The organism is Turicibacter sanguinis (assembly GCF_013046825.1).
GTDB lineage: Bacteria > Bacillota_I > Bacilli_A > MOL361 > Turicibacteraceae > Turicibacter > Turicibacter sanguinis.
On record NZ_CP053187.1, the window covers coordinates 181,550 to 204,293 of the forward strand.

The following is a 22,744-nucleotide window of genomic DNA, read 5'->3' on the forward strand; positions in this document are numbered from 1 at the left end:
ATTTTAACACAATTTATAAACTGATACATATTTAAAACATACTTTTAAAAGGATGGTGCTAAAAATGGTCGAAAAAACAACAAAAAACTCACAAAGTCTGTTCCTCTTATTCAATATCACCTTATTATTGACCTTCCCCTTCAAACCTAATCACCCCCTCATCTCGCAACTTATCCAGACGTCTAAATTTATGCTCGATTGGATTCCAATTTTAGGATACCTTAGCTTAATTACCTTCACCTTTATCAAAAAGGACAGTGAATTTCCTGCTACTATTCGAATCCTTTCCTTACTGTTTGCTTTTTACCACCTTATCCACTTACTCTTTTACGTTTAATGCATTTTCCCAAACCGAATTAATCTGTGATATAATAAAATATATTTAGATTTTTTGGTAAAGGATGAGTAAAACGTGAAAAAATTTCCTATCTATGTTTTAACGGTCGCAGGTCTTATCATACTCTTTTTCTTCTACTCGCTTTGTATCTTAAAATTTTCGATCAAAGTGGATGAAACGATTATAAAAAACCCGAATATTCCAACTACCTTTGATGGAATCCGCCTCATTCAATTTGGAGATACACTACTTGAGAATGAAGAAGATTTATCCGTATTTGAAAAAGCAGTGAATGAAATCAACCGTTTAAATCCAGATATCGTGATTTTCACAGGAGGACTGTTTCAAAAGGGAACTATCTCATCAGCTCTAAGTAATGAAGCTTCAAAGTTACTTTCAAACATCCAGAGCCCTTTAGCAAAAGTAGCAGTTCTTGGAGACGATGATTTAGAAAATGAACAGGCCATAACCGACCTTCTAACGAATGCCGGCTTTAGAGTTCTAAAAAACGAATCCTTACCTTTATACAATGGTTCAAGCGAATCTATCACGTTAATCGGTGTTAATTCATTAACCACAACGCCTCCACTTCAAACCCTTCTAGCACAGAACAGCGATGCTAATACCTTTAACATTTTATTACTTCATGAACCGACTCTTGCATCAGTTGTTACCGATTATCCGGTTGAATTACAACTATCTGGCCACTGCCGAGGCATTACGTCAAATGATAAGACACAACCCAACTATTGTAGTCAATTCTATAACGGCACTTACCGTTTTGCCGATCGTCTAACTTTACATGTTAACCAAGGACTTAACCGCTCTAATGAGGTGGCAGCCCTTTTAAGAAGACCAACCCTTCAATCATTTTTACTCATAAAAGAGCAATAAAAAAATCGACTTTTAAACGAGTCGATTTTTTTATTAGCGAGAACCTAAACTCAACAGTCTGCATACACTAAAATGAGAACTGCATACTGAAGGAGGAGTTAAAGTTGAATCAAAATATGAGATCGTCTTATCATGGCCAAGTTCCATTGACAAATCAAGTCCCCTATCTAGCGACTATGCCAGGTATTGAAAATGATGAACGATGGGGATTTTGGCCATTCATTGGGGGACTTGCTCTCGGGGGATTAGGTGGATTAGTCCTTGGTGGTGGACGTCCATGTTGTGGAGGATACAATTATCCAGTGTACCAACAACCCATGTATTACCCTCAACCTGTTTACTATCCTCAACCTGTTTATTACCAACAACCAAGCTATCCAATGGGATATCAACAACAAATGGTTCAAAACAGCTATTATGGACCTTATTCGGTGACCACAACCCCTAGCCAAGAACCGATGATTGAATCAAATAAATACTATATTTTATAAAAGAAAGACCTTAAACACTTTAATTAATGTTTAAGGTCTTTCTTTTATTTTTCATACAATTTATAGAGTGCCTGCGTTCCTAAATTTTCAAACTCACGATTCGCACATTCTTCATATAAACTTAAGACAAGATTAAGTCCTGGTAAATCAACTGACATTTCAGATGCTTCTGACGTTGCAATTTTCATATCTTTAATAAAATGTTTAATAAAGAATCCAGGATTAAAATCGTCACGAATAATACGAGGGGCCATATTGCTTAATTGCCAACTTGCAGCTGACCCACTTGTAATGGCACTTAAAACTGTCTCTAAATCTAAATTAGCCCCTTTAGAATAAGCTAAAGCTTCAACCATTCCAATCGCAGCTCCAGCAATCGCAATTTGATTGGCCATTTTTGTATGCTGTCCACTGCCTGCTTCTCCCATATAAACAATTACTTTTCCCATCAAATCTAAGATTGGACGAATACTTTGATAAACAGACTCTTCTCCTCCAACCATAATTGTTAACGTTCCATTTTTAGCTCCAACATCTCCACCGGTAACGGGAGCATCTAAACATTGAATCCCTTTTTGCATTCCCGCTTCATAAATTCGCTTTGCAAGTTCTGGTGTTGAGGTTGTCATATCAACTAAGATTGTTCCTTCTTTTGCCGTATCAATTAACCCACCTTCACCTAAATAAACAGCCTCAACATCTGCAGGAACACCAATAATCGTAAAAATTAAATCAGCATGATGCGCAACCATTTGAACATCTTCGCACCAAATAGCACCAGCTTCAACAATTTGATCTGCTTTACTTTTTGTACGATTATAAACATACATCTTATGGCCAGCGTTTAATAAATGAGTCGCCATGGCTTGCCCCATGACACCAATTCCGATAAATCCAATGTTCATTTAAATCCCTCTTTCAATTTCTTAGTCATCTTAATAAATTGATTATAACACAGGCAACAAAAAAGACTAGGAAAACTTCCTAGCCAATTTATCTATTTTTTGAAAATATAATCTAACGTCCCTTTATTTGCGATACTTTCATAATAAGCTGTTTTCACCGTATAATAAGCCTCAACTGTTGTCATATAGTCTGTATGTAACGTTTGAACTTCACTGAAGGCCACATTTACACTTTGAAAATATTGAACAGCCTCACTTGTTTTCGTGTTATAGAACATTTCTTCAAAGTTTGATAAGGTGTTAACTAATGAAGAAAGTTGTGCTTCTAAAGCCGTTAACTTTGTTGTACGTTCTTGTTGAAGGGATGTCATATCATGACCTAATGTCTGTAAATCTGTTGGTAATTTTTTAATCACTTTTTCAATTTGTTCAAAATTAGTTTTTTCAATGGCTGATGAAATACATGTTGCCACCGATTCATTATATTGTTTTAACATGTTATATTGTGTGTTAAATGACTCAAATAACTCAGTTAAGTCTGCACTTCCATCGTAAGTCTGACCTGCACTAATCAAACTGCTCACCGATGCTTGTAAAGCATTTAAATTATCCTCTAATGTATTTGTATTTTGTTTTTCACAAGTGACAATTTCTTGATCTAAATGTTGATACATTTGAAATACTTGTACTTCAGGAATCTTATAAGTTAAGGCAAAGAAAATTCCTACAGCCGAAATAAGGATTACAATTAAAACTGGTAAAAATGGTCGACGCATTTAGAATTCCCCTTTCCTATAAATCGCTACTTCCAAATAAATTTTTAACAATATGATTATCAGGATTATAAGGTAAGAACTCATATCCTAAATCTAAATAATACTGAATAACAACAGGTAAAACTTGTACGGTAATATCTTTTTCATGGAATAAAATAACCGTATTAGATGGATAGTTCCACAACTTCATATTACTTTCAACATTTTTCATAATACTATCAACTGTTGCTCCCGATTCCCAATCATATGAATCAACGTCCCAATCCCAACATTTTACGCCAATTTCATTTAAAGCAACAACATGTTCATCCGTAAATGTTCCGCCCGTTCCATAAGGAGCACGACATAATTTACTTTCAAACCCACCTGTAATCTCTTTAATTAAGGCTTGTTCTTCCTTCATCTCACCAGCGAAATTAGAAGCGGCATTAGCATCTCCATATAAATAAGCATAATCATGAGTCATTGAATGCATCCCAATGTAATGACCGTCATTAGCCATTCGTTTTAACATGGCCTCCGAGTCAGAGTAATTATCGATAGCTGTCCCTAAAACAAAAAATGTCCCCTTAATTCCATAGCTATCTAAAATGTCTAAAATGGCACTTGTATTGCGTGAAGGTCCATCATCAAATGTTAAATAAGCAAATTTAACTTCTTTATTATGCCAACTTTTAACCGTTTTGATTTCCTCGAAATCTAAATAGGTCGGCTCTACTGTTGCCATACTTAATCCTTTTACTTGTCCTGCAACATTAGCAAAGAAACATCCTGTCATCACTAAAATTGCAATTAACGTTACAAAAACATAAAAACGTGGTTTAACACGTCGACGTCGTCCTCGACTACCATAATTTGAATAATACTGCTGTTTTGCCACTACTCTTTCCTCCATCTATGCTATTTGTTTTAATTATACAATATTAACTTTAAAAAAGCATTCTAAAACCTTGCATAATGTGACAAATTATGCAAGGTAATTTATGGATGACTTCTTTCTTTATTTTTCATTTGATAAGGTACAATTAAAATCTTCACCTTCACAATAAGGCATAAATTCATAACCTAAACTGCGATAATATTCAATCACTTGAGGTAATACTTCTAACGTGAATTTTTTTTCATGAAATAACAAGACAACTTCTTTTGCATCCTGATTGCGTTTTTGTTCTGCAACAACTTGTCTAAATATTTGATCGGCACTTGATTTTGACCAATCTAAAGAATCAACATTCCAATCGATACATGTGATTCCTGCTTCTTCTAAAGCAACATAATGTTCTCTTGTTAAATGATTTCTTCCACCATATGGTGGACGGCATAATTGACTTGTAAATCCTTCCGTTAAATCATAAACCATTTTTTGATCAGCCAACATTTCCTTAACAAAGTTTTGAGGAGCATTTGGACCATGATATAAACTATCCATATTATGTGTCATGCTATGAAGCCCAATATAATGTCCACGCTCCACCATTTCTGTTAATATCTCTTTGGCATTCGAAAACAGTTCAATATTTTCACCAATCACAAAGAAAATGGCGGGTACATCATATTGATCTAGCACATCTAAAATCTCTAAACTATATCTAGAAGGTCCATCATCAAATGTTAAATAAACGACTTTTTCTGGTTTTTCCTTATTATAAATAAAATCGTCCACTCTATCTTCAACGGTTGCCGCAAATGTATCAAATGACCCCATAAATAGACTACAAAAAGTTATCATCAGGAACATAAAAAATAATCCACTTTTTAAACTGATGGATCCAAAAAATTTAGTTTTTAACACTGATATCATTTTTATCTCAACTCTTTTCCTTTCGAAGTTCTTTATTAGGATGTCGTTTTTTGTCTTAATTATTCTTCAATTTAAATTTCTGCTCTTAGAAAACAAAAAAAATGTGAAGAATAAATTCTTCACATTTTAATTTGGATTATTTTTGAATGTTTTCAACTAATTCAATAACTTCTTCAACTGTTGACATATTTAAAGCTTTTTGAGCTAATTCAGCCATTTCAGCTTTTGATAATTTGCTAATTAATGAACGAGCAGGTAAGATTGAAGTCGCTGACATTGAGAATTCATCTAATCCTAATCCTAATAATAATGGGATAGCTGTTTGATCTCCTGCCATTTCTCCACACATTCCAGTCCATTTACCTTCTTTGTGAGCAGCATCAATAACCATTTTTACTAAGCGTAAAATACTTGGGTTATATGGTTGGTATAAGTATGAAACTTTTTCGTTCATACGGTCAGCAGCCATAGTATATTGGATTAAGTCATTTGTTCCGATAGAGAAGAAGTCAACTTCTTTAGCGAATTGATCAGCTAATACCGCAGCAGATGGAATTTCAACCATCATTCCGACTTCGATTTCTTCAGAAACTGTCACACCTTCTGCAATTAAGTTAGCTTTTTCTTCTAATAATAAAGCTTTAGCAGCGCGGAATTCATTTAAAGTTGCAATCATTGGGAACATGATACGTAATTTTCCGTATGAAGAAGCACGTAATAAAGCACGTAATTGCGTACGGAATAAATCTGTATCATCTAAACATAAACGAACAGCGCGGTAACCTAAGAATGGGTTCATTTCTTTTGGTAAATGTAGATATGGTAATTCTTTATCTCCACCGATATCTAATGTACGAACAACAACTGGTTTTTCTCCCATTGCTTCTAATACTGCTTTATAAGCTTCGAATTGCTCATCTTCAGTTGGGAAGTTATCGCGTCCCATATATAAGAATTCAGTACGGTATAATCCAACGGCTTCTCCACCATTAGCAAGTACTCCTTCAACATCTTTTGGAGTTCCGATATTAGCAGCAAGCTCTACATGTTGTCCGTCTTTTGAAACTGTTGCTTCATTTTTTAATTTTGCCCATTCAGCTTTTTGAGCATCATAAGCTTTAGCTACTTCTTCGTAGTGTGCGATTTGCTCAGCTGTTGGGTTAATGATAACATTTCCTTCTAATCCGTCTAAGATAATCATATCTCCATCTTTAACGTCTTCTAAGATTGTTTTTGTTCCAACTACAGCTGGAATTTCTAATGAACGAGCCATAATCGCTGAGTGAGATGTACGTCCCCCGATGTTTGTCGCAAACCCTTTAACGAAGTTACGATCAAGTTGAGCTGTATCAGAAGGTGTTAAGTCTTCAGCAATAATAACCACTTGCTCATCAATTGTACTTGGATCATTTACTTTAACACCTAATAAGTGTGCTAAAATACGTTTTTTAATATCTTTAATATCTGCTGCACGTTCACGGAAATATTCATTATCCATGCTTTCAAACATCATAATAAACATGTTTGATACTTCATCGAATGCATAAGGTGCATTAACGCTTTCAGATTTAATTTTATCTGTTGTTTGAGAAAGTAACTCAGGATCATTTGCCATATTAATATGAGCATCGAATACAGCCGCTTCTTCTTCACTTAAATTTTGAGCAGCTTTTACTTTAATCTTTTGTAAATCTTCTGTTGTTTTAACTAACGCCGATTTATAAAGTTCTACTTCGGCTTCAATATCTGTAACTGTTGATTTAACAACTGTTAATTCTGGTTCAATTAATTTAAATGCTTTTGCAATAGCAATTCCGTTTGATGCTGCAATACCTTTAATGTTCACAATGCTACCCCTTTCAATTATGAAATGCTTTTGTACCTAACTATTATAACAGATAAAACCCGTTACACAACACCGTTTTATTTTTTTAGGTCGTCTGAAACCCGTTACATATAGTGATTTTGTCGCAAATTAATGTTTTTTTGACATATTTTATATTTTTATTAAAATGAAGGTAAAATAATTTAATAACGCTTAAAAATATGTTTTTCAAAAAACAAAAAGTACTGGCGAGCCAGTACTATTGTTTGTTATTTGAAAAGGTATTATTCACCTAATCCTTGAGTTGTGATAGTTTCTGTTAATGCTGCGATAGCTGCTTCTGCATCGTCACCTTCAGCAGAAATAGTGATTTGTGCACCTTGTTGGATTCCTAAAGACATAACACCCATGATTGATTTTAAGTTAACTTTTTTATCACGGTAAGTTAATGAAATTTCTGATCCAAATTTGCTAGCTGTGTTTACTAATACTGTCGCTGGACGAGCATGTAATCCAGTTTCATCTGTAATTGTGAAAATCTTTTCCATCAATAATCGCTCCTCTTTGTGATAGTGATTTCAAGTTTATTTTATCTTGTCACTATCTAAAAATCAAGATATATGTTTACGAAATTATTTAATCTCTAAAATATCAGCTTTACCGTGTGTAACTGGACCTGTTACTTTTAATTCAATAACTTTTTCATTTAAGTTAGTGAAAACAACTGGTGTTACTAAAGATGGTACTTTAGGACGAACAGCGTCTAAATCTACTGATAATAATAAAGTCTCAGGTGTAACGATATCTCCTTCACCTACGTGAGCAGTAAATCCTTCACCTTTTAATGTTACAGTATCCATACCGAAGTGAATTAAAATTTCATGTCCTTCGTCAGATTGTAATGCAACTGCATGTTTTGTTGGGAATACGTTTAACACTTTCCCGGCAACTGGAGAATATACTTTTCCTTCAGTTGGTTCAATTGCAAATCCGTCTCCCATCATTTTTTGGCTAAATACTGGGTCTGGAACTTCAGTGATTGATAATAATGTTCCTGTGATTGGAGCAAAAACTCCTTTTTTAGGTTCTTCTTTCTTCTTTTTGAATAAATCGAAAATTCCCATGTTGCACCTCCTAATATCTTTCATATATATTATATTGTTTTTTTCCAACAAATATAGATATATTTCGATATTTTTTATAAAAATAACGCTAACATTAGTTAAAAAATGTTTTTTTTAAGGTCTTTTTGTCTTATTTTTACTTTTCTTTTGCCATAATTGCTTCAATTTGCGTTTTCAATTGATCAGAAGTTGTTCCGAAAATAGCCTGTAAATTATTTCCTGAAACAAACATTCCAGTGGCACCTAAAGCTTTGATTTTAGTCTCATCCACTTCGTCTATATCATGAACTGAAACACGTAAACGTGACATACAGGCATCTAATGTTTCAATATTACTAGCCCCACCTAATGCTTCTAAAATAGCCGCTGCTTTTTCACTTGAATTCGTTCCTTTAGCCGCTTGGTAATCAGCTTTACTCATCAGCTTATCTTCAGCTTCACCACGTCCTGGTGTTGGTAAATTGAAACGACGAATCGCAAAACGGAATAAGAAATAATAAATTGGAGCGTAGAAAATTCCGACAATGATAATACGAACCCAGTTCGTAAAATCATTACCAGGTAAAATTCCGTAAATTAATAAGTCAATTAATCCACCTGAAAATGTCATTCCGACATGAACATTAAATAAGTACATCAGCATGAATGATAATCCTGCTAGTACCGCATGAATTGCAAATAAAACAGGTGCTACAAATAAAAAGGTGAATTCAATCGGCTCTGTAATTCCTGTTAAAGCAGCCGTCAACCCAGCTGATAACAATAATCCACCAATCGCTTTTTTACGGGCTGGTGCTGCTTCTTGATACATCGCATAAGCAGCCGCTGGTAATCCAAAAATCATAAATGGATATTTTCCAGTCATGAATCGTCCTGCAAGTGTTGCACCTTGTGCCTGAACATTTTCAATCATCGCTTGATAGCCATATGTCGAATAATCAGCTAATTGCTGGAACCAAATTTGTTGGTCCCCCATTTTCATCACACCATCAATTGAAGTATAAATACCTCCTGCTTCTGTGTACCATAATGGGAAATAAAAAACATGATGTAGTCCAAACGGAATCAAGGCACGTTCTGCAATTCCATAAATCCAAATATAAAGAGGATTCGTTCCTTCTGCTGCCACAATTTTACCAAAGCTTGCAATTAGGTTTCCAATTGGAGGCCAAATAAAAGCCAAAATAACCCCTACAATAATCGCTACTACTGATGTAATAATGGGAACAAATCGTGCCCCAGCAAAGAAAGATAAGAAATCAGGAAACTTAACGGTATAAAATTTATTATATAAATATGCCGTTAATAACCCAATAAGCACTCCACCAAAAACAGAGGTCTGTAACGTTTCGATTCCTAATACATTTGCATATAACTGATCAGGTAATGTAACCGGCATAAATACCCCAATCACCACATTCATAATTAAGAATCCAACCGTCGCCGCTAAAGCAGCCACTCCTTTGTCTCCTGTTAATCCAGAGGCAACTCCAATTGCAAATAATAACGGCAAGTTATCAAAAACAATCTGTCCCGAACTTTTCATTACCATTGCGACCATCTGCCAAAATTCTGTACCTAAAAACGGTAAATAATCTAATAATGATTGCTGCATTGAGGCCCCTATTCCTAGTAGTAGACCTGCCGCTGGTAAAAGCGCAACCGGTACCATAAAGGCTTTACCAACGCGTTGTAATGTTTTCATTATAGAATAAACTCCTTTCTATGATTTAAACTCTTTGTAGTACACCAACTATACTCTCTCTTTCTAATTTTAGAAAAATTATACAAGTACTACTTGTTATATTGTAACCTAACAAGTAATGATTATGTAGATTACAAATTCATTATTTTTCTATTTTTTTACTTAATAAGAATAGATTATATTAAAATGGGAATTATTCAATTAAATATGACTTATAAAATAATAATTTTACAAAAAAAAAGACAAATCAGAAAATGATTTGTCCATTGAAATTTCATTATTAGTGTTGACGAGCTAATAATTGATTGGTAACCCATTCTAGATGATCACGGGCTTGACCTGCTGGCAAACTTTTAATTTCTTTTAAAGATTTCACTGTATATTTATGTGCTAACTCTTGAGCTTGTTTAACACCACCCAATTCATTAACGCGTTCAATAATACGTGAAACTACTTCATCTGTATAAGTTTCTGACGCTAATAACTCATTTAGCCTATCATCATTATGTTTTAAAGCATATAGTAACGGAAGCGTATAATACCCTTGACGAATATCATTTCCTAATGTTTTTCCAACGCGAGACGCGTCACCAACATAGTCCAAAATATCATCAATAATCTGGAATGCGTTTCCAATATGAAGCCCAATTTTTCCAAGCTTCTTACAGAATTTTTCGTCACATCCACTTTCATAAGCCCCAACGGATAAACTAACAGCTAATAAAGCAGATGTTTTAGCACCAATGACTTTTAAATACTTTTTAACCGAAGTATGAGATTTAAATCGGCCATCAAATTGATCAATTTCTCCCATACAAACACGAGAAACTGTTTTAGATAATTCTTTCATATGATGCAATTCATAATGCTCTGCTAAGATTTCAAAACATTTAGTAAAAATATAATCACCTGTGTAAACAGCATAATCTTTACCGTATTTTTGTTGTGTCGTTAACTGACCACGACGTTGTACCGAATCATCTATAATATCATCATGAACAAGTGTTGCCATATGCAACATTTCTAAAACAGCAGATAAGTGATAAAGATGCTTAATGTCCTTATCTCCAAATTCACCACCGATAATACATAATCCTGGACGAATTTTTTTACCTCCAGACTGAGCTAAATCTTTTAAAATCTCATTCATTTTTGATTGTTTAACGGTTAACTGTTGATTAATAATATGATTGACTTGTTCTAAATGTGCGACAATGTCTGGCTGATCCTTCCAGAATGATTTCATGTGTTATCACCTACATTTTTTGACTAACGATTGTATGTATTGCTTCTTGTTGAATTTGTTAGATACTACAATAACACTAAATGAGAAGAAAAACATAGCGAATACTACTATAGTATTCTCTATGTTTCTCTTTCAAATCATATTATTTAGTCAACGTATAAATACCATTTTTTAAGTAATGGAATACGTTTCATCATTTCGCGTAACCAAGGCCACACATAATAGTCTAATCCAAGTACCATACCTGAATTTCCGATTAACGCAAATCCACCTACTAAATACCATAACATCTCAGTTGGTGCCATTCCTGAAGCCCAAATCATACATCCCATTGCAATAGTACCAATAGCAGCGACCGGTGTGAATAAACCAATAATTAACATAATACCAAAGATGATTTCTCCGAAAATCATTCCACCTTGAACTAAGCTTGCAAGAGTAGTGAATTGTGTTCCATCTGGAGTATAGAAGAAGGCATCCATTGACCAATTAACCATATCTGAAACAAATCCTGGAACTGGTAATACTGCAATCCAGTTCATGAAATCATGAATTAAATTTGAAATTGTTGTAAAGATATCACCATTTGCAGCTACTTGATTTACAGTTTCAGTCACAACACCTGATGCTTGAGTGACAGCATCTGCTACAGCTCCTGATGCTTGAGTGACAACTTCCGTTACAACTCCTGATGCTGCTGTTACAGCCTCTGACACTGCTCCTGATGCAGCAGATAATGTATCTGCTTTTGGAGGTGAAGGTAATAAGAAAACATTATTAAAGTCATGAATAACTTTAGGTAATTTTGTTAAACCTTGTTGTAACCACATGAATCCGACAAAAATACGTAATGGGAATTTCCAGAATACTGGAGCTGAATTTGATAATAATCCACCTACCATTGAACGGTTATTTTTTGTATGGAAGAATTCATGCATTAAATAAGACCAAATTTTATTAAATCCTAAAACTTGAACAAAGTACACTAAGTTAATGAAGTGTTTTGAGAACATCGCGAAGAATCCAGATAAATTCATCCAGAATCCTGGCATTCCAACTTGAGCTACCCCATAACGAGAACCGATACATACCATTGAACCATGGAATGTTGGCTTGTATGATTTGTGCTCTCCACCTTTAATATCTACATAGATGTTATGTGCAACAACTGGCGCTGAATGCTCTGCATTTTCAACCATCTGTGGCACAGGACGTTCTTCTCCCTCAGGAATGTAGAAAATGTTATCTCCAACAACATAAACATCTTTATGATCTTTAGCCTGTAATTGAGCATTTGTCACAATACGTCCGCGTCCTGCTTTTTCTACTTGAGCAGAATCAACAATATCTGATCCTTCAATTCCTGCTGCCCAAATAACAGTACGTGTATTGATAACCATTTCACCTTTGTTTAAGACAACACTGTCCGCTTTAATTTCACTTACAGCAGAGTTCATCACTAATTGATTTCCTAATTTTTCTAAACGACGCTCCGCTTTTTTAACTAATTTATCTGGATACATTGGTAACACTTTTGGAGCAAAGTCTACGATATATAAAGACACTTCTTCTTTATCGATATGGAATGAACGGCATAATTCATCTTTCCATTCTCCAAGTTCCCCAGCCATTTCAACTCCTGTGAAACCAGCTCCAACGGTTACGAATGTTAATAATTCTTTACGTTTTTCTTTATCGCATGTTAGCGCTGCTTGACGGAACATATTTAAAATGTGTTCACGTAAGTTGACAGCATCTGTATATGACCATAATTGGTGAGCATTTTCTGAACCTGGAATTCCAAAGAATGTTGGTTTACATCCTGTTCCCATTACTAAATAATCATAGTCATATTTTGTTGAATTTGAAGTTAAAACTTTTTGTTCAAAATCAATTGATGTAATTTCATCTAAAACAACATCCACTTTACGACCAGCAAAAATCTTTTTTAAATCCATACGGATTGATTCTTCATCCACACGACCAGCAGCAACTTCATGTAACTCTGTTAACATTGTGTGATAAGATTGCTTGTCAATTAATGTAATGCTTACATCTTGATCTTTTTTGAATTTTTTTGCTAATTTTTTTGCGGTAAGTACACCTGCGTATCCTCCACCAAGGACAACAATCTTTTTCATGATACTCCTCCTAAAATCTTTCATGTTTTATTTTCCTACGTTAATACTCCTTAACATAAAAAAGCTAACTCTATTAACACCACTTGATTAGTAGATGTATCTAACCTTTACCTATAAAAAATCCATTCATTTGTAATAGCATCAAATTAGATAAAAGTTAAATATAAGAGTTATTTGTAAAAACATGTCGTAATTTACCCACCTTAATTTTATCACATTTTTTCACAAATTCAACCTTTTTATGTAGATGCAATCCCTTCAAAATTCCTACCTTCCCTCTTTATAACTATATCATTTATAAATTTTTTTTATACATATTCGACAACAATTACATCTTTTTCCTATATAATAGTCTTTCAACCTATGTTAGAATAACACTAACTATACTAAAGATAAGACCATAATTTATTTAAAGTTATAGGGAGGGGTATTTTTATGAATTATAAAGTCGTATCTCTGACAATTATTTCTGCGTTTAGTCTATTAACAGCCTGTAGTGCTAATGAAGTTAACTCTAAAGAGCCACTATTACTAAGTGATAACAATTTAGTTCAATTAAGTGATATAGATGCCCGTGAACAGCTTACTGTTTTAAAAGATGGTCTATACTTCGCTGAAGATTCAACTTATTCAGAAGATGGATGGAAAAACACGGTAACCTTAGAGATTAAAGACGGCATCATCACCACCATTGAATTTAACTCAATTAATGAAACTGCAACTGAAGATAAACGCACTCTGTCACAAACAGATGAGTATCTTATGTCTGATGCAGATACTGAATCCTTAAAGTGGCACGAACAAATCGAAAAATTAGAATCATATATTATTAATAATCAAGATACTTCTGCTATCCAAACAACAGAAGATGGAAAAACTGATACTATTTCTGGTGTGACAATCTCAGTCACTCCATTTTTACAACTTATGAATACGGCTCTTGCAGACGGTCCAATTGAAAAAGGAAACTACCAAGATGGACATTATTATGCAGAGCAGGAAACATTTACAGATGGATATAAATATAATATTAACCTTATTGTTGAAAATGGCTACATTGTTGCAGCCCATTGGGATGCCATTAAAGAAGATGACAACTTAACAGGTGGACATTCAACAGAGGAAATTCAAAATTGGAATCACCAAGCTCAACTTTTGGAATCTTATCTTATTAACATCCAAGATCCAACCCTAATTACTTATAACGAAGATAATAAAACTGATGCTATCTCTGGCGTTACAATTGAAGTGAATCAATTTATTGAATTAGTCATTCAAGCCTTAGCAAGCGGACCAACAATCGATTAAAAAAAACGACAAGATTTCACAAAGTGAACATCTTGTCGTTTTTTTATGCTCTATATTGTGGTATCCTATTAAAGGACAATTATTGGAGGTTACATACTATGAAATATTTGAAATCCTTAATGCTAGTAGCCGTTTTACTCACAACAGGTTGCCAAGCAAAAGAACAAGTAGAAACACCTAACCAGAATCTAGGAACTGAACAAAAAAACTACGAACCTGTCTCGCAAAATAAATACTTACTAGGAACCATCGTTACGATTACCTTATACGATAATCCTGAACAAGAAATCTTTGATGAAATTTTCAATGCGATTGAGCAAATTGAAAAAGAAATGACCATTAATAATGCTACAACGAGTGAAGTAATCAGTATCAATCAACAAGCAGGAGTCGACTACGTTCCTGTTTCAAAACAAACATTCGATGTCATTAAAGCGGGAGTTTACTATTCGCAACTTGGAAATGGTAGCTTTGATATCACAGTCGGCCCTCTCGTTAAACTATGGGAAATTGGATTTGAAGATGCTCATGTTCCAAATAGTGATGAAATTGCACAAAGCTTAACTCATATCGATTATCATAAAGTGCTACTTGATGAAGAAAATTATGCTGTTAAACTAGAAGATAAAGGAATGCAACTCGACTTAGGTGGCATTGCAAAAGGATATGCAGCTGATGTCGCAGCCCAAATTCTAAAAGAACACGGAAATAAACAAGCCATCATCAATTTAGGTGGAAATGTCTATGCCTATGGTGAAAAAGCAAATGGAGACTCTTTTAGAATTGGAGTTCAAAATCCATTCTCTCCACGTGGTGACTACTTAGGAATTTTAAGTGTCAAAGATAAAACCGTTGTGACATCTGGAACATACGAACGCTACTTCCAACAAGATGGAAAGATTTATCACCACATCCTTGATCCTAAAACAGGCTATCCTGTAGAAAACAATCTAAAGTCAGTTACAATCGTCACAAAAAGTTCAATGTCTGCCGATGCTTTGTCAACTATGTCATTTGTACTAGGACTCGATGAAGGAATGAAGCTAATCGAATCTTTATCTGATGTGGAAGCCTTATTTATTACAGATGATCAAAAACTTTATGCCTCTTCAGGATTCTTAGCTAACTTTGAACTAACTGATACTAGTTTTGTTATCGAAACACTGAAATAATCATCCTATAAGGACTTTTTATCTCGTATAAAAGTCCTTTTTTTCATCCTTTTCTTTGCTAACTTGGGCATGTGCCATAACCATTTAAGCTCTAGGTAATATACTATATTGTAATTGAATTACAAAATGAAAGGATGTTATGATTTTTATGAATGGATATAATAGATGCTGTGGAATGATGTCTCCAATGAGAAAAGAATACCTTCAACCTCAAATGATGTATGCAATGCCTGCAACTCAACAAATGCCTGTTAAAACTGAAATGGTAAAAGTTCCAGAAACAAAAGAAACAAAATGTGAAACAAAAGTCCCTGTGATGCCTCAACCTCAAATGATGTGCCCAGCTCCAGTAATGCCTCAACCTCAAATGTGCCAAACACAAATGCAATGTTGCCCAATGCCTGTACATTATGAAACTTGCTGCCAAGTCATTGAACCAACTGTTTGCTGTATGCCAGAAGTACACCATCATCACCGTGTAGAACATGTGGTACCAGTCGTTGTTAAAACAGTTCATCACCATCACAATCACCATGATTATGTCATCTGTAAAGAAGAAGGAATGGAATGTCATCAATATGATCATGGTCTAAGAAATGAAGACTGGTGTGCCCTTGCCATGCAACCACAATGCCCTCAACAACCAAAACGCCCATTGTGCTAATCATTAAAATAAAATAAAAAAAAGAACGGTTTATCTCAAGCCGTTCTTTTTATCGTTGTAATAAAACTTTTTTAATAATAGACTTAAAGTACGTGACTTCCTTTTTCAATCGAAAAACGAATTAAATCAGATTCACTCCCCTTTTTAATCTCATATGACCTTAAAACTTTCCCCTCAAAGTGAAACACCCCAATAAAACGTTCACCGCGTAATACATACGATAAAAAGACTTGATCACTTTCCCAAATATTTAACGATAACAACTGCTTTTCATCAATCCAACTCAAATCTCCTTCATTACACTCAATCAAATCCCCTTCAAAATCAATTGCCTTATATAGATACATCAATTCTTCCTCTCCATCAAAACTAGGAAAATAACAAACCCCTAGTAGCTCTGGATTCTTGATGATTAGCCCTGATTCCTCTAACACCTCTCGTCGTATCCCCTCGTATGCCGTTTCGCCTTCTTCTATCTTTCCGCCTAATCCATTCCACTTCCCTTCATGAAAATCATTTTCTTTCTTATTTCGGTACATCATTAAAACCTTTTTCTCATGAATTATATAACATAATGTTGTTTCTACCATTCTAATCAACCTCTTAATAATAAAAAAAGGAGGGAAATCCCTCCTTTAAAAAGTGTGTGTATGTATAGGTAAATTATTTAACTTCGTGAATGTGCATTAAGTTAGTGTTACCTTCACCAGCTGGTAATCCAGCAGTAACAACAGCAGTTTCTCCTGCTTCTAATCCAGCAACTTCTGTAGCTACAGTAGCAGCTGTTTTTAATAATTCATCAGTGTTAGCTGTTTCAGCAACAACAACTGGTTGAACTCCCCAGTATAATGCTAATGAAGTAGCTGTTTTTTCACATGAAGTAGCAGCGATTACTGGTGCAGATGGACGGTATTTAGAGATAGCACGAGCAGTAGCTCCTGATTGAGTGCAAGCGATAACTGCTTGAGCTCCTAAATCTTCTACAGTATCAGCAACAGCTAATCCCATAGCAGATGCTACGTCACGGCTTGAAGAAGCCATAGCGCGAGCGATGATTTCTTGGTGATCTAAAGCTTGCTCAGTACGACGAGCGATACGAGCCATTGTTTCAACAGCTTCTAATGGATATTGTCCAGCAGCAGATTCTCCTGATAACATGATTGCATCAGTTCCATCGAAGATTGCATTAGCAACGTCAGATACTTCTGCACGAGTTGGACGAGGATTTTTTTGCATAGACTCTAACATTTGAGTTGCAGTGATAACGATTTTTCCAGCAGCATTACATTTAGCAATGATTTCTTTTTGGATTAATGGTACATCTTCAGCAGGTACTTCTACCCCTAAATCTCCACGAGCAACCATGATTCCGTCAACAACTTCAAGGATTGAATCCATGTTGTCAACACCTTCTTGGTTTTCGATTTTAGCGATGATTTGTGTATGTGTATTTCCTTGCTCAGCAAAGATTTCACGGATAGCTAATACGTCTTCTGCACGACGAACGAATGATGCAGCGATGTAATCCACTTGCATTTCACATCCGAAGATCATATCTGCGCGATCTTTTTCAGAGATGAATTCCATGTTTAATTTAGCACCTGGTACGTTGATTCCACGACGGTCTTTAACGAATGCAGAGTTTTTAACTGTACATACGATTTCTTGGTTAGCAGTATCTAATTCAGTTACTGTTAATTCAACATATCCATCGTCAACTAAGATTGTTCCACCAACAACTACGTCGTTGATTAATCCTGGGTAAGTGATAGAGAATTTTTCAGCTGTTCCTAATACTTCGTTCATAGCAACGCGTACAGTTTGACCAGCAACTAATTCAACTCCACCGTTTTCGAATAAGTGAGTACGGATTTCAGGTCCTTTAGTATCTAATAAGATAGCTACATGAGTTCCTTTTTCTTTATTGATTTCACGGATTAAATCCATACGATTTTTTTGCTCTGCATGATCACCGTGAGAGAAGTTACAACGGATACAGTTCATTCCTGCATCAACTAATTTTGATAACATCTCTTTTGGTTCTGATTTAGGACCAATTGTACAAATCATTTTAGTGTTTTTGAAAGATTGTTTCATTTCCTAGTTCGCTCCTTTGGGTATATTCAATAATCTTATGCCTATTTCAGTTGAAATAATTAAGATAATTGTTTAGCTAAATTGAACATTGTTTCATCGAATACACGTGGTAAATCAAGTGCTTCTAAGATATCAAAGTGAGTTAACTTGTTGTCACGAATTCCAACACAGCGTCCTCCTTCACCTGCGATTAATAAATCAACCGCATAAGCACCCATACGGCTTGCTAACACGCGATCAAATGCTGTTGGAGCCCCACCACGTTGAGTGTGTCCAAGAACAGTTGCACGAGTTTCAACACCAGTACGTTTTTCAATTTCTTTAGCTAATTCATGTGCATCTGTCATTAACTCAGCTAAAGTCACGATGTAATGTTTCTTTTGACGTTTTTTACCTTCTTCGATTTGGGCTACGATTTCATCCATGTTGATTCCTTTTTCAGGAACGATTAACTCTTCAGCTCCAGATGCAATAGCACCCCAAACTGTTAAGTCACCACAGTGACGTCCCATGATTTCAACAACGCTACAACGAGCGTGTGAAGCTGACGTATCACGTAAGCGATCAATGGCATCGATAACTGTGTTTAATGCAGTATCAAATCCAATTGTGAAATCACTGCTTACGATATCGTTATCAATTGTACCTGGTAATGCGATACAGTTGATTCCCATCTCTGTTAATTTTTTTGCTCCCATGTAAGAACCATCGCCACCGATAACAACAACTGCTTCGATACCATGTTTCTTTAATTGTTCTACACCTAGTTCACGAACTTCGATGTTTTTGAACTCTGGAAGACGTGCTGAACCTAAGAAAGTTCCACCACGGTTAATGATTCCACCAACCTCTGTATTCGTTAGAGGTTTAATATCACCTTTAACTAATCCAGCATATCCGTTGTAAATACCGAAAACTTCGATATTATTAGCGATTGCTGCGCGCACAACGGCACGAATGGCTGCATTCATACCCGGTGCATCTCCACCACTAGTAAGCACACCAATTCTTTTTACCATAGTGTTTCACCTCACACTAGAATTTTGATCATCATCCACTTAATGAAGATTATTCCTCCCATATTATATCAGTATTTTGTCTATTTATAAATCATTTCCGACCTGAAACTGTCATGAAATCGCTATTATTTTACTGAGATTAATATTTTTTTCACTATTTCTTATTGAAACACGTCCATTAATAACCACAATTTTCCCTAATAACGCTTTATATTCTGATTTATAAACATCAGAAAAAATAGTGACAGACACTGTTCCATTTTCATCAGAAATATCCATAAATGCCATCAGCTTTCCTTTTTTATCTCTAATTTCTCTAAATTTTTCCACAAATCCGACACACGTAATAGTTGAAACATTTAGGTGAATCAAATCACTCGGGAAATACCAACCCTTCTCCTTTGCCTGATCTCTCATTAAATGAATCGGATGAGAATTCAAATAAAAACCAAGCAATTCTTTTTCCCGCTTCATCTTCTCAGCTGATGACAACGTCTCCTTCATCATCATAATCTCAAAATCAGTCTCAAACAACCCGCCATCATATTTCGAAAAATCTAAGATCGCAGTTAAATTATGATGTAGAGTTGTCCGGTTATACCCAAACTCATCCATTGCTCCCACATCAATTAACCCCTCATAGGCACGTTGATTTAAAAAACTTCTTGTACGACTCACAAAATCATAAAAACTCTTATACAATCCCCGTTCACGCTCCGCCACAATTTGCCGAGCTAAATTCATCCCGATATGTTTAATCGGTAATAAACTAAATCGAATATTTTCATTTTCAATCTGATACATTAAACCACTACTATTAATTGACGGCGGTAACACTAAAATATCTAACTGTTTCGCCTCTTTTACATACTGTGCCGTATTACTTTCACTACCAATCACATTTGAAAGAGCCACCGTCATAAAATAACTTGGATAATGTCTCTTCAAATAAGCCATCTGATAAGCAATCATACTATACGCCACTGCGTGGCTTCGATTAAATCCATAATTTGCAAACTTCAAAATTAACTCATACAACTGGGTGGCAATCTCTTGGTGATAACCACGTTCTATTGCTTTCTCAACAAACGTCTTCTGTTCTCTCTCTAAAATTTCCTTCTTCTTTTTCGACACGGCACGTCTTAAAACATCAGCTTCTCCTAAAGAATAGCCTGATACCACATTCGCAATCTGCATAATCTGCTCTTGATAAACAATAATGCCATACGTTTTAGATAAGATATACTGTAAACTTGGATGATAGTATTCAATCGGCTGTTCATGATGCTTCCTTGCTGCAAATAACGGAATTCCTTCCATCGGTCCTGGTCGAAACAGGGCATTACAAGCAATAATATCCTCCAAACAATTAGGTCGAACCGCTCTTAACACCTGCCGCATTCCTTCTGATTCTAACTGGAAGACCCCCGTCGTTTGTCCCTGTGAAATCATTTCATATGTCTTTAAATCATCATATGGAATTTTATTAATATCAAACTCAGGTGCGACACTACTTTTAATTAAAGTCGTGATTTGTTGTAACATATTTAAATTTTTTAAACCTAAGAAATCCATCTTTAATAAACCAATCATCTCTAAATCTTCAGCTTCATACTGAGAGACATAAATGCCTGTTGGACCCTCCATAATCGCTGTATAATCTGTTAAATCATGATCGCTAATAATAACACCCGCTGCATGAATCGACGTATGACGTGGCAATCCCTCAATTTTTTCAGCCTCTTTATAAATAGCTTCAAGCTTTGGATAAGTGGAGAAAAAATCTCGTAATCCTTTTGTTTGCTCATAAATTTCTTTCAACGTACTTCCTGAATAAATAAAGCTCGCCACTTTATTAATTAAAGTCGTTTCCACCTGATGAACACGTGCTAAATCACGCCAGGCAGATCTAGACTGGAAAGTTCCAAACGTTGCAATCTGAACAACACAGTGACTCCCATACTTATTCTGTACATATTGAATCACTTCATCCCGTCGATTATCCTGAAAATCAATATCAATATCTGGCATTGTAATTCGTTCAGGATTTAAAAATCGCTCGAATAACAACTCATACTTGATCGGATCGACATTCGTAATACCTAAAACATACGCCACCAATGATCCCGCTGCTGAGCCACGACCAGGACCTACATAAATATCATGACTTTTCGCATAACGCACAAAATCCCAGACAATCAAGAAATAATCCGAAAATCCCATCTTATGAATGACCGATAACTCATACTTCAATCGATTAGCATACTCTAAATGGCCATAGCGTTTCTCAAGTCCCTTAAAACAAAGTGCCTCTAAATAAGAATCAGAAGATACCCCCTCAGGCGTTTGATACTTCGGCAATAACGATTGATGTAGTGGAATTTCTACCTCACAATCATTTGCAATCTGCTCAGTTTGCATCAAAGCGTTTGGTACATCTGCAAACAACTCTTTCATTTGACACTCACTCTTAAAATAACGCTCGTAATCAACAAGTGGCAACTCTTCTACCGATTGATTCTGCTTAATCGCCTGTAACAACGTTAACGTCTTGGCATCCTCTTTTTTCAAATACCTGACATCGTTGAGTGCCACAATCGGACGATTAACATTACTTGCAAAAGAAATCAAATGCTTTGACAACTCATATGTTCGTTGATTAACGCGCATCAGCCCGATATACAAATGCGGAATAGACTTCAAATATGACTCATAATATTGAAGCAAACGCTCCTCTTTGTATTCCTCAATTCCACTACAAAGCATCCCGTGCTCACCGCTTGTAATCACGACTAAATCCTGAACAAAGGGCAACACTTGCTCATAAAGAACAACACCTTCTTGCTTCGCAATAAAAGAGGCAATTTTTAAAAGCCCTTGGTACCCGCACTGATTACGCGCCAATATTACCCATTCATCAATAAATGAATCTCCCTGAACGTTAACACTCATTCCGATCAGCGGCTTAACATTCACACGCCGACAAGCATTATAAAACTTAATCGCACTATGCATGGTCCCCTCTTCAACTAAAGCTAAACAACTCATTTGATTTTCAAGTGCTAAATCAACAAGTTCTTTAATCTTAATTGAACTACTTAACAGTGAATAGGCTGACCGCACTTGCAAATGTACAAAACTCATACCGATCCCTACCTTTTCTCAAACCCAAACATACGTTTGAACTCATTCTAACATAGAAAAAGACCACTGGCAATTGTCAATAGTCTTTCCAAACA

The 22,744-nt window shown here is 35.3% G+C and carries 19 protein-coding genes; 5 read left to right on the forward strand and 14 right to left on the reverse strand.

What is annotated here, in order from left to right:
- Positions 1-412 precede the first annotated feature (412 nt).
- Complete coding sequence (locus HLK68_RS01055; RefSeq protein WP_009606906.1) at positions 413-1,231, forward strand: metallophosphoesterase; 819 nt, start codon at positions 413-415, stop codon at positions 1,229-1,231.
- Between the two features lie 104 nt (positions 1,232-1,335).
- Entirely contained in the window at positions 1,336-1,722 is a 387-nt protein-coding gene (locus tag HLK68_RS01060) for a hypothetical protein (RefSeq protein WP_009607455.1), read from the forward strand.
- A 44-nt stretch (positions 1,723-1,766) separates the two neighbouring features.
- Here the strand turns inward: HLK68_RS01060 and HLK68_RS01065 are convergent, their stop codons facing one another.
- From HLK68_RS01065 to HLK68_RS01110, 10 genes are all read right to left on the reverse strand, one after another.
- Positions 1,767-2,627 (reverse strand): NAD(P)-dependent oxidoreductase, encoded by an 861-nt coding sequence (locus tag HLK68_RS01065; protein ID WP_006785168.1) that lies wholly within the window; start codon positions 2,625-2,627, stop codon positions 1,767-1,769.
- Positions 2,628-2,719: 92 nt separating this feature from the next.
- Entirely contained in the window at positions 2,720-3,403 is a 684-nt protein-coding gene (locus tag HLK68_RS01070; protein ID WP_132942803.1) for a hypothetical protein, read from the reverse strand.
- 16 nt (positions 3,404-3,419) lie between these two features.
- Entirely contained in the window at positions 3,420-4,283 is an 864-nt protein-coding gene (locus HLK68_RS01075) for a polysaccharide deacetylase family protein (RefSeq protein ID WP_129821530.1), read from the reverse strand.
- Between the two features lie 120 nt (positions 4,284-4,403).
- On the reverse strand, positions 4,404-5,108 hold the full coding sequence (locus HLK68_RS01080) for a polysaccharide deacetylase family protein (protein WP_132942804.1): 705 nt from the start codon (positions 5,106-5,108) through the stop codon (positions 4,404-4,406).
- Positions 5,109-5,340: 232 nt separating this feature from the next.
- Positions 5,341-7,050 carry a phosphoenolpyruvate--protein phosphotransferase gene (ptsP, locus tag HLK68_RS01085; protein ID WP_006785164.1) on the reverse strand — a complete coding sequence of 570 codons (1,710 nt, stop codon included), beginning with the start codon at positions 7,048-7,050 and terminating at the stop codon, positions 5,341-5,343.
- Positions 7,051-7,313: 263 nt separating this feature from the next.
- A complete protein-coding gene (locus HLK68_RS01090; protein WP_006785163.1) occupies positions 7,314-7,577 on the reverse strand; it encodes a phosphocarrier protein HPr in 264 nt (87 codons plus the stop codon).
- A gap of 84 nt (positions 7,578-7,661) precedes the next feature.
- Positions 7,662-8,153: a PTS sugar transporter subunit IIA gene (locus HLK68_RS01095; RefSeq protein WP_006785162.1), complete on the reverse strand. Its 492-nt coding sequence runs from the start codon at positions 8,151-8,153 to the stop codon at positions 7,662-7,664.
- Positions 8,154-8,289: 136 nt separating this feature from the next.
- The gene (gene ptsG / locus HLK68_RS01100) at positions 8,290-9,858 is read right to left on the reverse strand and encodes a glucose-specific PTS transporter subunit IIBC (RefSeq protein WP_006785161.1); all 1,569 of its coding nucleotides are present in this window, start codon (positions 9,856-9,858) and stop codon (positions 8,290-8,292) included.
- Positions 9,859-10,138: 280 nt separating this feature from the next.
- On the reverse strand, positions 10,139-11,104 hold the full coding sequence (locus tag HLK68_RS01105) for a polyprenyl synthetase family protein (protein ID WP_006785160.1): 966 nt from the start codon (positions 11,102-11,104) through the stop codon (positions 10,139-10,141).
- Positions 11,105-11,250: 146 nt separating this feature from the next.
- A complete protein-coding gene (locus HLK68_RS01110) occupies positions 11,251-13,245 on the reverse strand; it encodes an FAD-dependent oxidoreductase (protein WP_006785159.1) in 1,995 nt (664 codons plus the stop codon).
- Positions 13,246-13,680: 435 nt separating this feature from the next.
- Here HLK68_RS01110 and HLK68_RS01115 point away from each other — a divergent pair, with 435 nt between their 5' ends.
- The 3 genes from HLK68_RS01115 to HLK68_RS01125 all read left to right on the forward strand — a co-directional run bounded on the left by HLK68_RS01115 (position 13,681) and on the right by HLK68_RS01125 (position 16,389).
- Complete coding sequence (locus HLK68_RS01115) at positions 13,681-14,553, forward strand: FMN-binding protein (protein WP_006785158.1); 873 nt, start codon at positions 13,681-13,683, stop codon at positions 14,551-14,553.
- Between the two features lie 98 nt (positions 14,554-14,651).
- A complete protein-coding gene (locus HLK68_RS01120) occupies positions 14,652-15,725 on the forward strand; it encodes an FAD:protein FMN transferase (RefSeq protein WP_006785157.1) in 1,074 nt (357 codons plus the stop codon).
- A 148-nt stretch (positions 15,726-15,873) separates the two neighbouring features.
- Positions 15,874-16,389, forward strand: coding sequence for a hypothetical protein (locus HLK68_RS01125; protein ID WP_006785156.1), 516 nt, complete (start codon positions 15,874-15,876; stop codon positions 16,387-16,389).
- An 83-nt stretch (positions 16,390-16,472) separates the two neighbouring features.
- Here the strand turns inward: HLK68_RS01125 and HLK68_RS01130 are convergent, their stop codons facing one another.
- From HLK68_RS01130 to dnaE, 4 genes are all read right to left on the reverse strand, one after another.
- Positions 16,473-16,979 carry an NUDIX hydrolase gene (locus HLK68_RS01130; RefSeq protein WP_132942805.1) on the reverse strand — a complete coding sequence of 169 codons (507 nt, stop codon included), beginning with the start codon at positions 16,977-16,979 and terminating at the stop codon, positions 16,473-16,475.
- Positions 16,980-17,052: 73 nt separating this feature from the next.
- The gene (gene pyk, locus HLK68_RS01135; RefSeq protein ID WP_009607459.1) at positions 17,053-18,486 is read right to left on the reverse strand and encodes a pyruvate kinase; all 1,434 of its coding nucleotides are present in this window, start codon (positions 18,484-18,486) and stop codon (positions 17,053-17,055) included.
- Positions 18,487-18,545: 59 nt separating this feature from the next.
- Complete coding sequence (gene pfkA / locus HLK68_RS01140) at positions 18,546-19,505, reverse strand: 6-phosphofructokinase (protein WP_006785153.1); 960 nt, start codon at positions 19,503-19,505, stop codon at positions 18,546-18,548.
- Positions 19,506-19,616: 111 nt separating this feature from the next.
- The gene (dnaE, locus tag HLK68_RS01145; RefSeq protein WP_006785152.1) at positions 19,617-22,649 is read right to left on the reverse strand and encodes a DNA polymerase III subunit alpha; all 3,033 of its coding nucleotides are present in this window, start codon (positions 22,647-22,649) and stop codon (positions 19,617-19,619) included.
- Positions 22,650-22,744: the final 95 nt, after the last annotated feature.

Excerpts from the sequence above, each read along its gene's own strand:
- HLK68_RS01110 (WP_006785159.1), bottom strand. The coding sequence starts at position 13,245 with ATGAAAAAGATTGTTGTCCTTGGTGGAGGATACGCAGGTGTACTTACC.
- ptsG (WP_006785161.1), bottom strand. The coding sequence starts at position 9,858 with ATGAAAACATTACAACGCGTTGGTAAAGCCTTTATGGTACCGGTTGCG.
- pfkA (WP_006785153.1), bottom strand. The coding sequence starts at position 19,505 with ATGGTAAAAAGAATTGGTGTGCTTACTAGTGGTGGAGATGCACCGGGT.
- HLK68_RS01130 (WP_132942805.1), bottom strand. The coding sequence starts at position 16,979 with ATGGTAGAAACAACATTATGTTATATAATTCATGAGAAAAAGGTTTTA.
- HLK68_RS01070 (WP_132942803.1), bottom strand. The coding sequence starts at position 3,403 with ATGCGTCGACCATTTTTACCAGTTTTAATTGTAATCCTTATTTCGGCT.
- pyk (WP_009607459.1), bottom strand. The coding sequence starts at position 18,486 with ATGAAACAATCTTTCAAAAACACTAAAATGATTTGTACAATTGGTCCT.
- HLK68_RS01080 (WP_132942804.1), bottom strand. The coding sequence starts at position 5,108 with ATGGGGTCATTTGATACATTTGCGGCAACCGTTGAAGATAGAGTGGAC.
- dnaE (WP_006785152.1), bottom strand. The coding sequence starts at position 22,649 with ATGAGTTTTGTACATTTGCAAGTGCGGTCAGCCTATTCACTGTTAAGT.
- HLK68_RS01120 (WP_006785157.1), top strand. The coding sequence starts at position 14,652 with ATGAAATATTTGAAATCCTTAATGCTAGTAGCCGTTTTACTCACAACA.
- HLK68_RS01090 (WP_006785163.1), bottom strand. The coding sequence starts at position 7,577 with ATGGAAAAGATTTTCACAATTACAGATGAAACTGGATTACATGCTCGT.
- HLK68_RS01105 (WP_006785160.1), bottom strand. The coding sequence starts at position 11,104 with ATGAAATCATTCTGGAAGGATCAGCCAGACATTGTCGCACATTTAGAA.
- HLK68_RS01115 (WP_006785158.1), top strand. The coding sequence starts at position 13,681 with ATGAATTATAAAGTCGTATCTCTGACAATTATTTCTGCGTTTAGTCTA.
- HLK68_RS01095 (WP_006785162.1), bottom strand. The coding sequence starts at position 8,153 with ATGGGAATTTTCGATTTATTCAAAAAGAAGAAAGAAGAACCTAAAAAA.
- HLK68_RS01065 (WP_006785168.1), bottom strand. The coding sequence starts at position 2,627 with ATGAACATTGGATTTATCGGAATTGGTGTCATGGGGCAAGCCATGGCG.
- HLK68_RS01125 (WP_006785156.1), top strand. The coding sequence starts at position 15,874 with ATGAATGGATATAATAGATGCTGTGGAATGATGTCTCCAATGAGAAAA.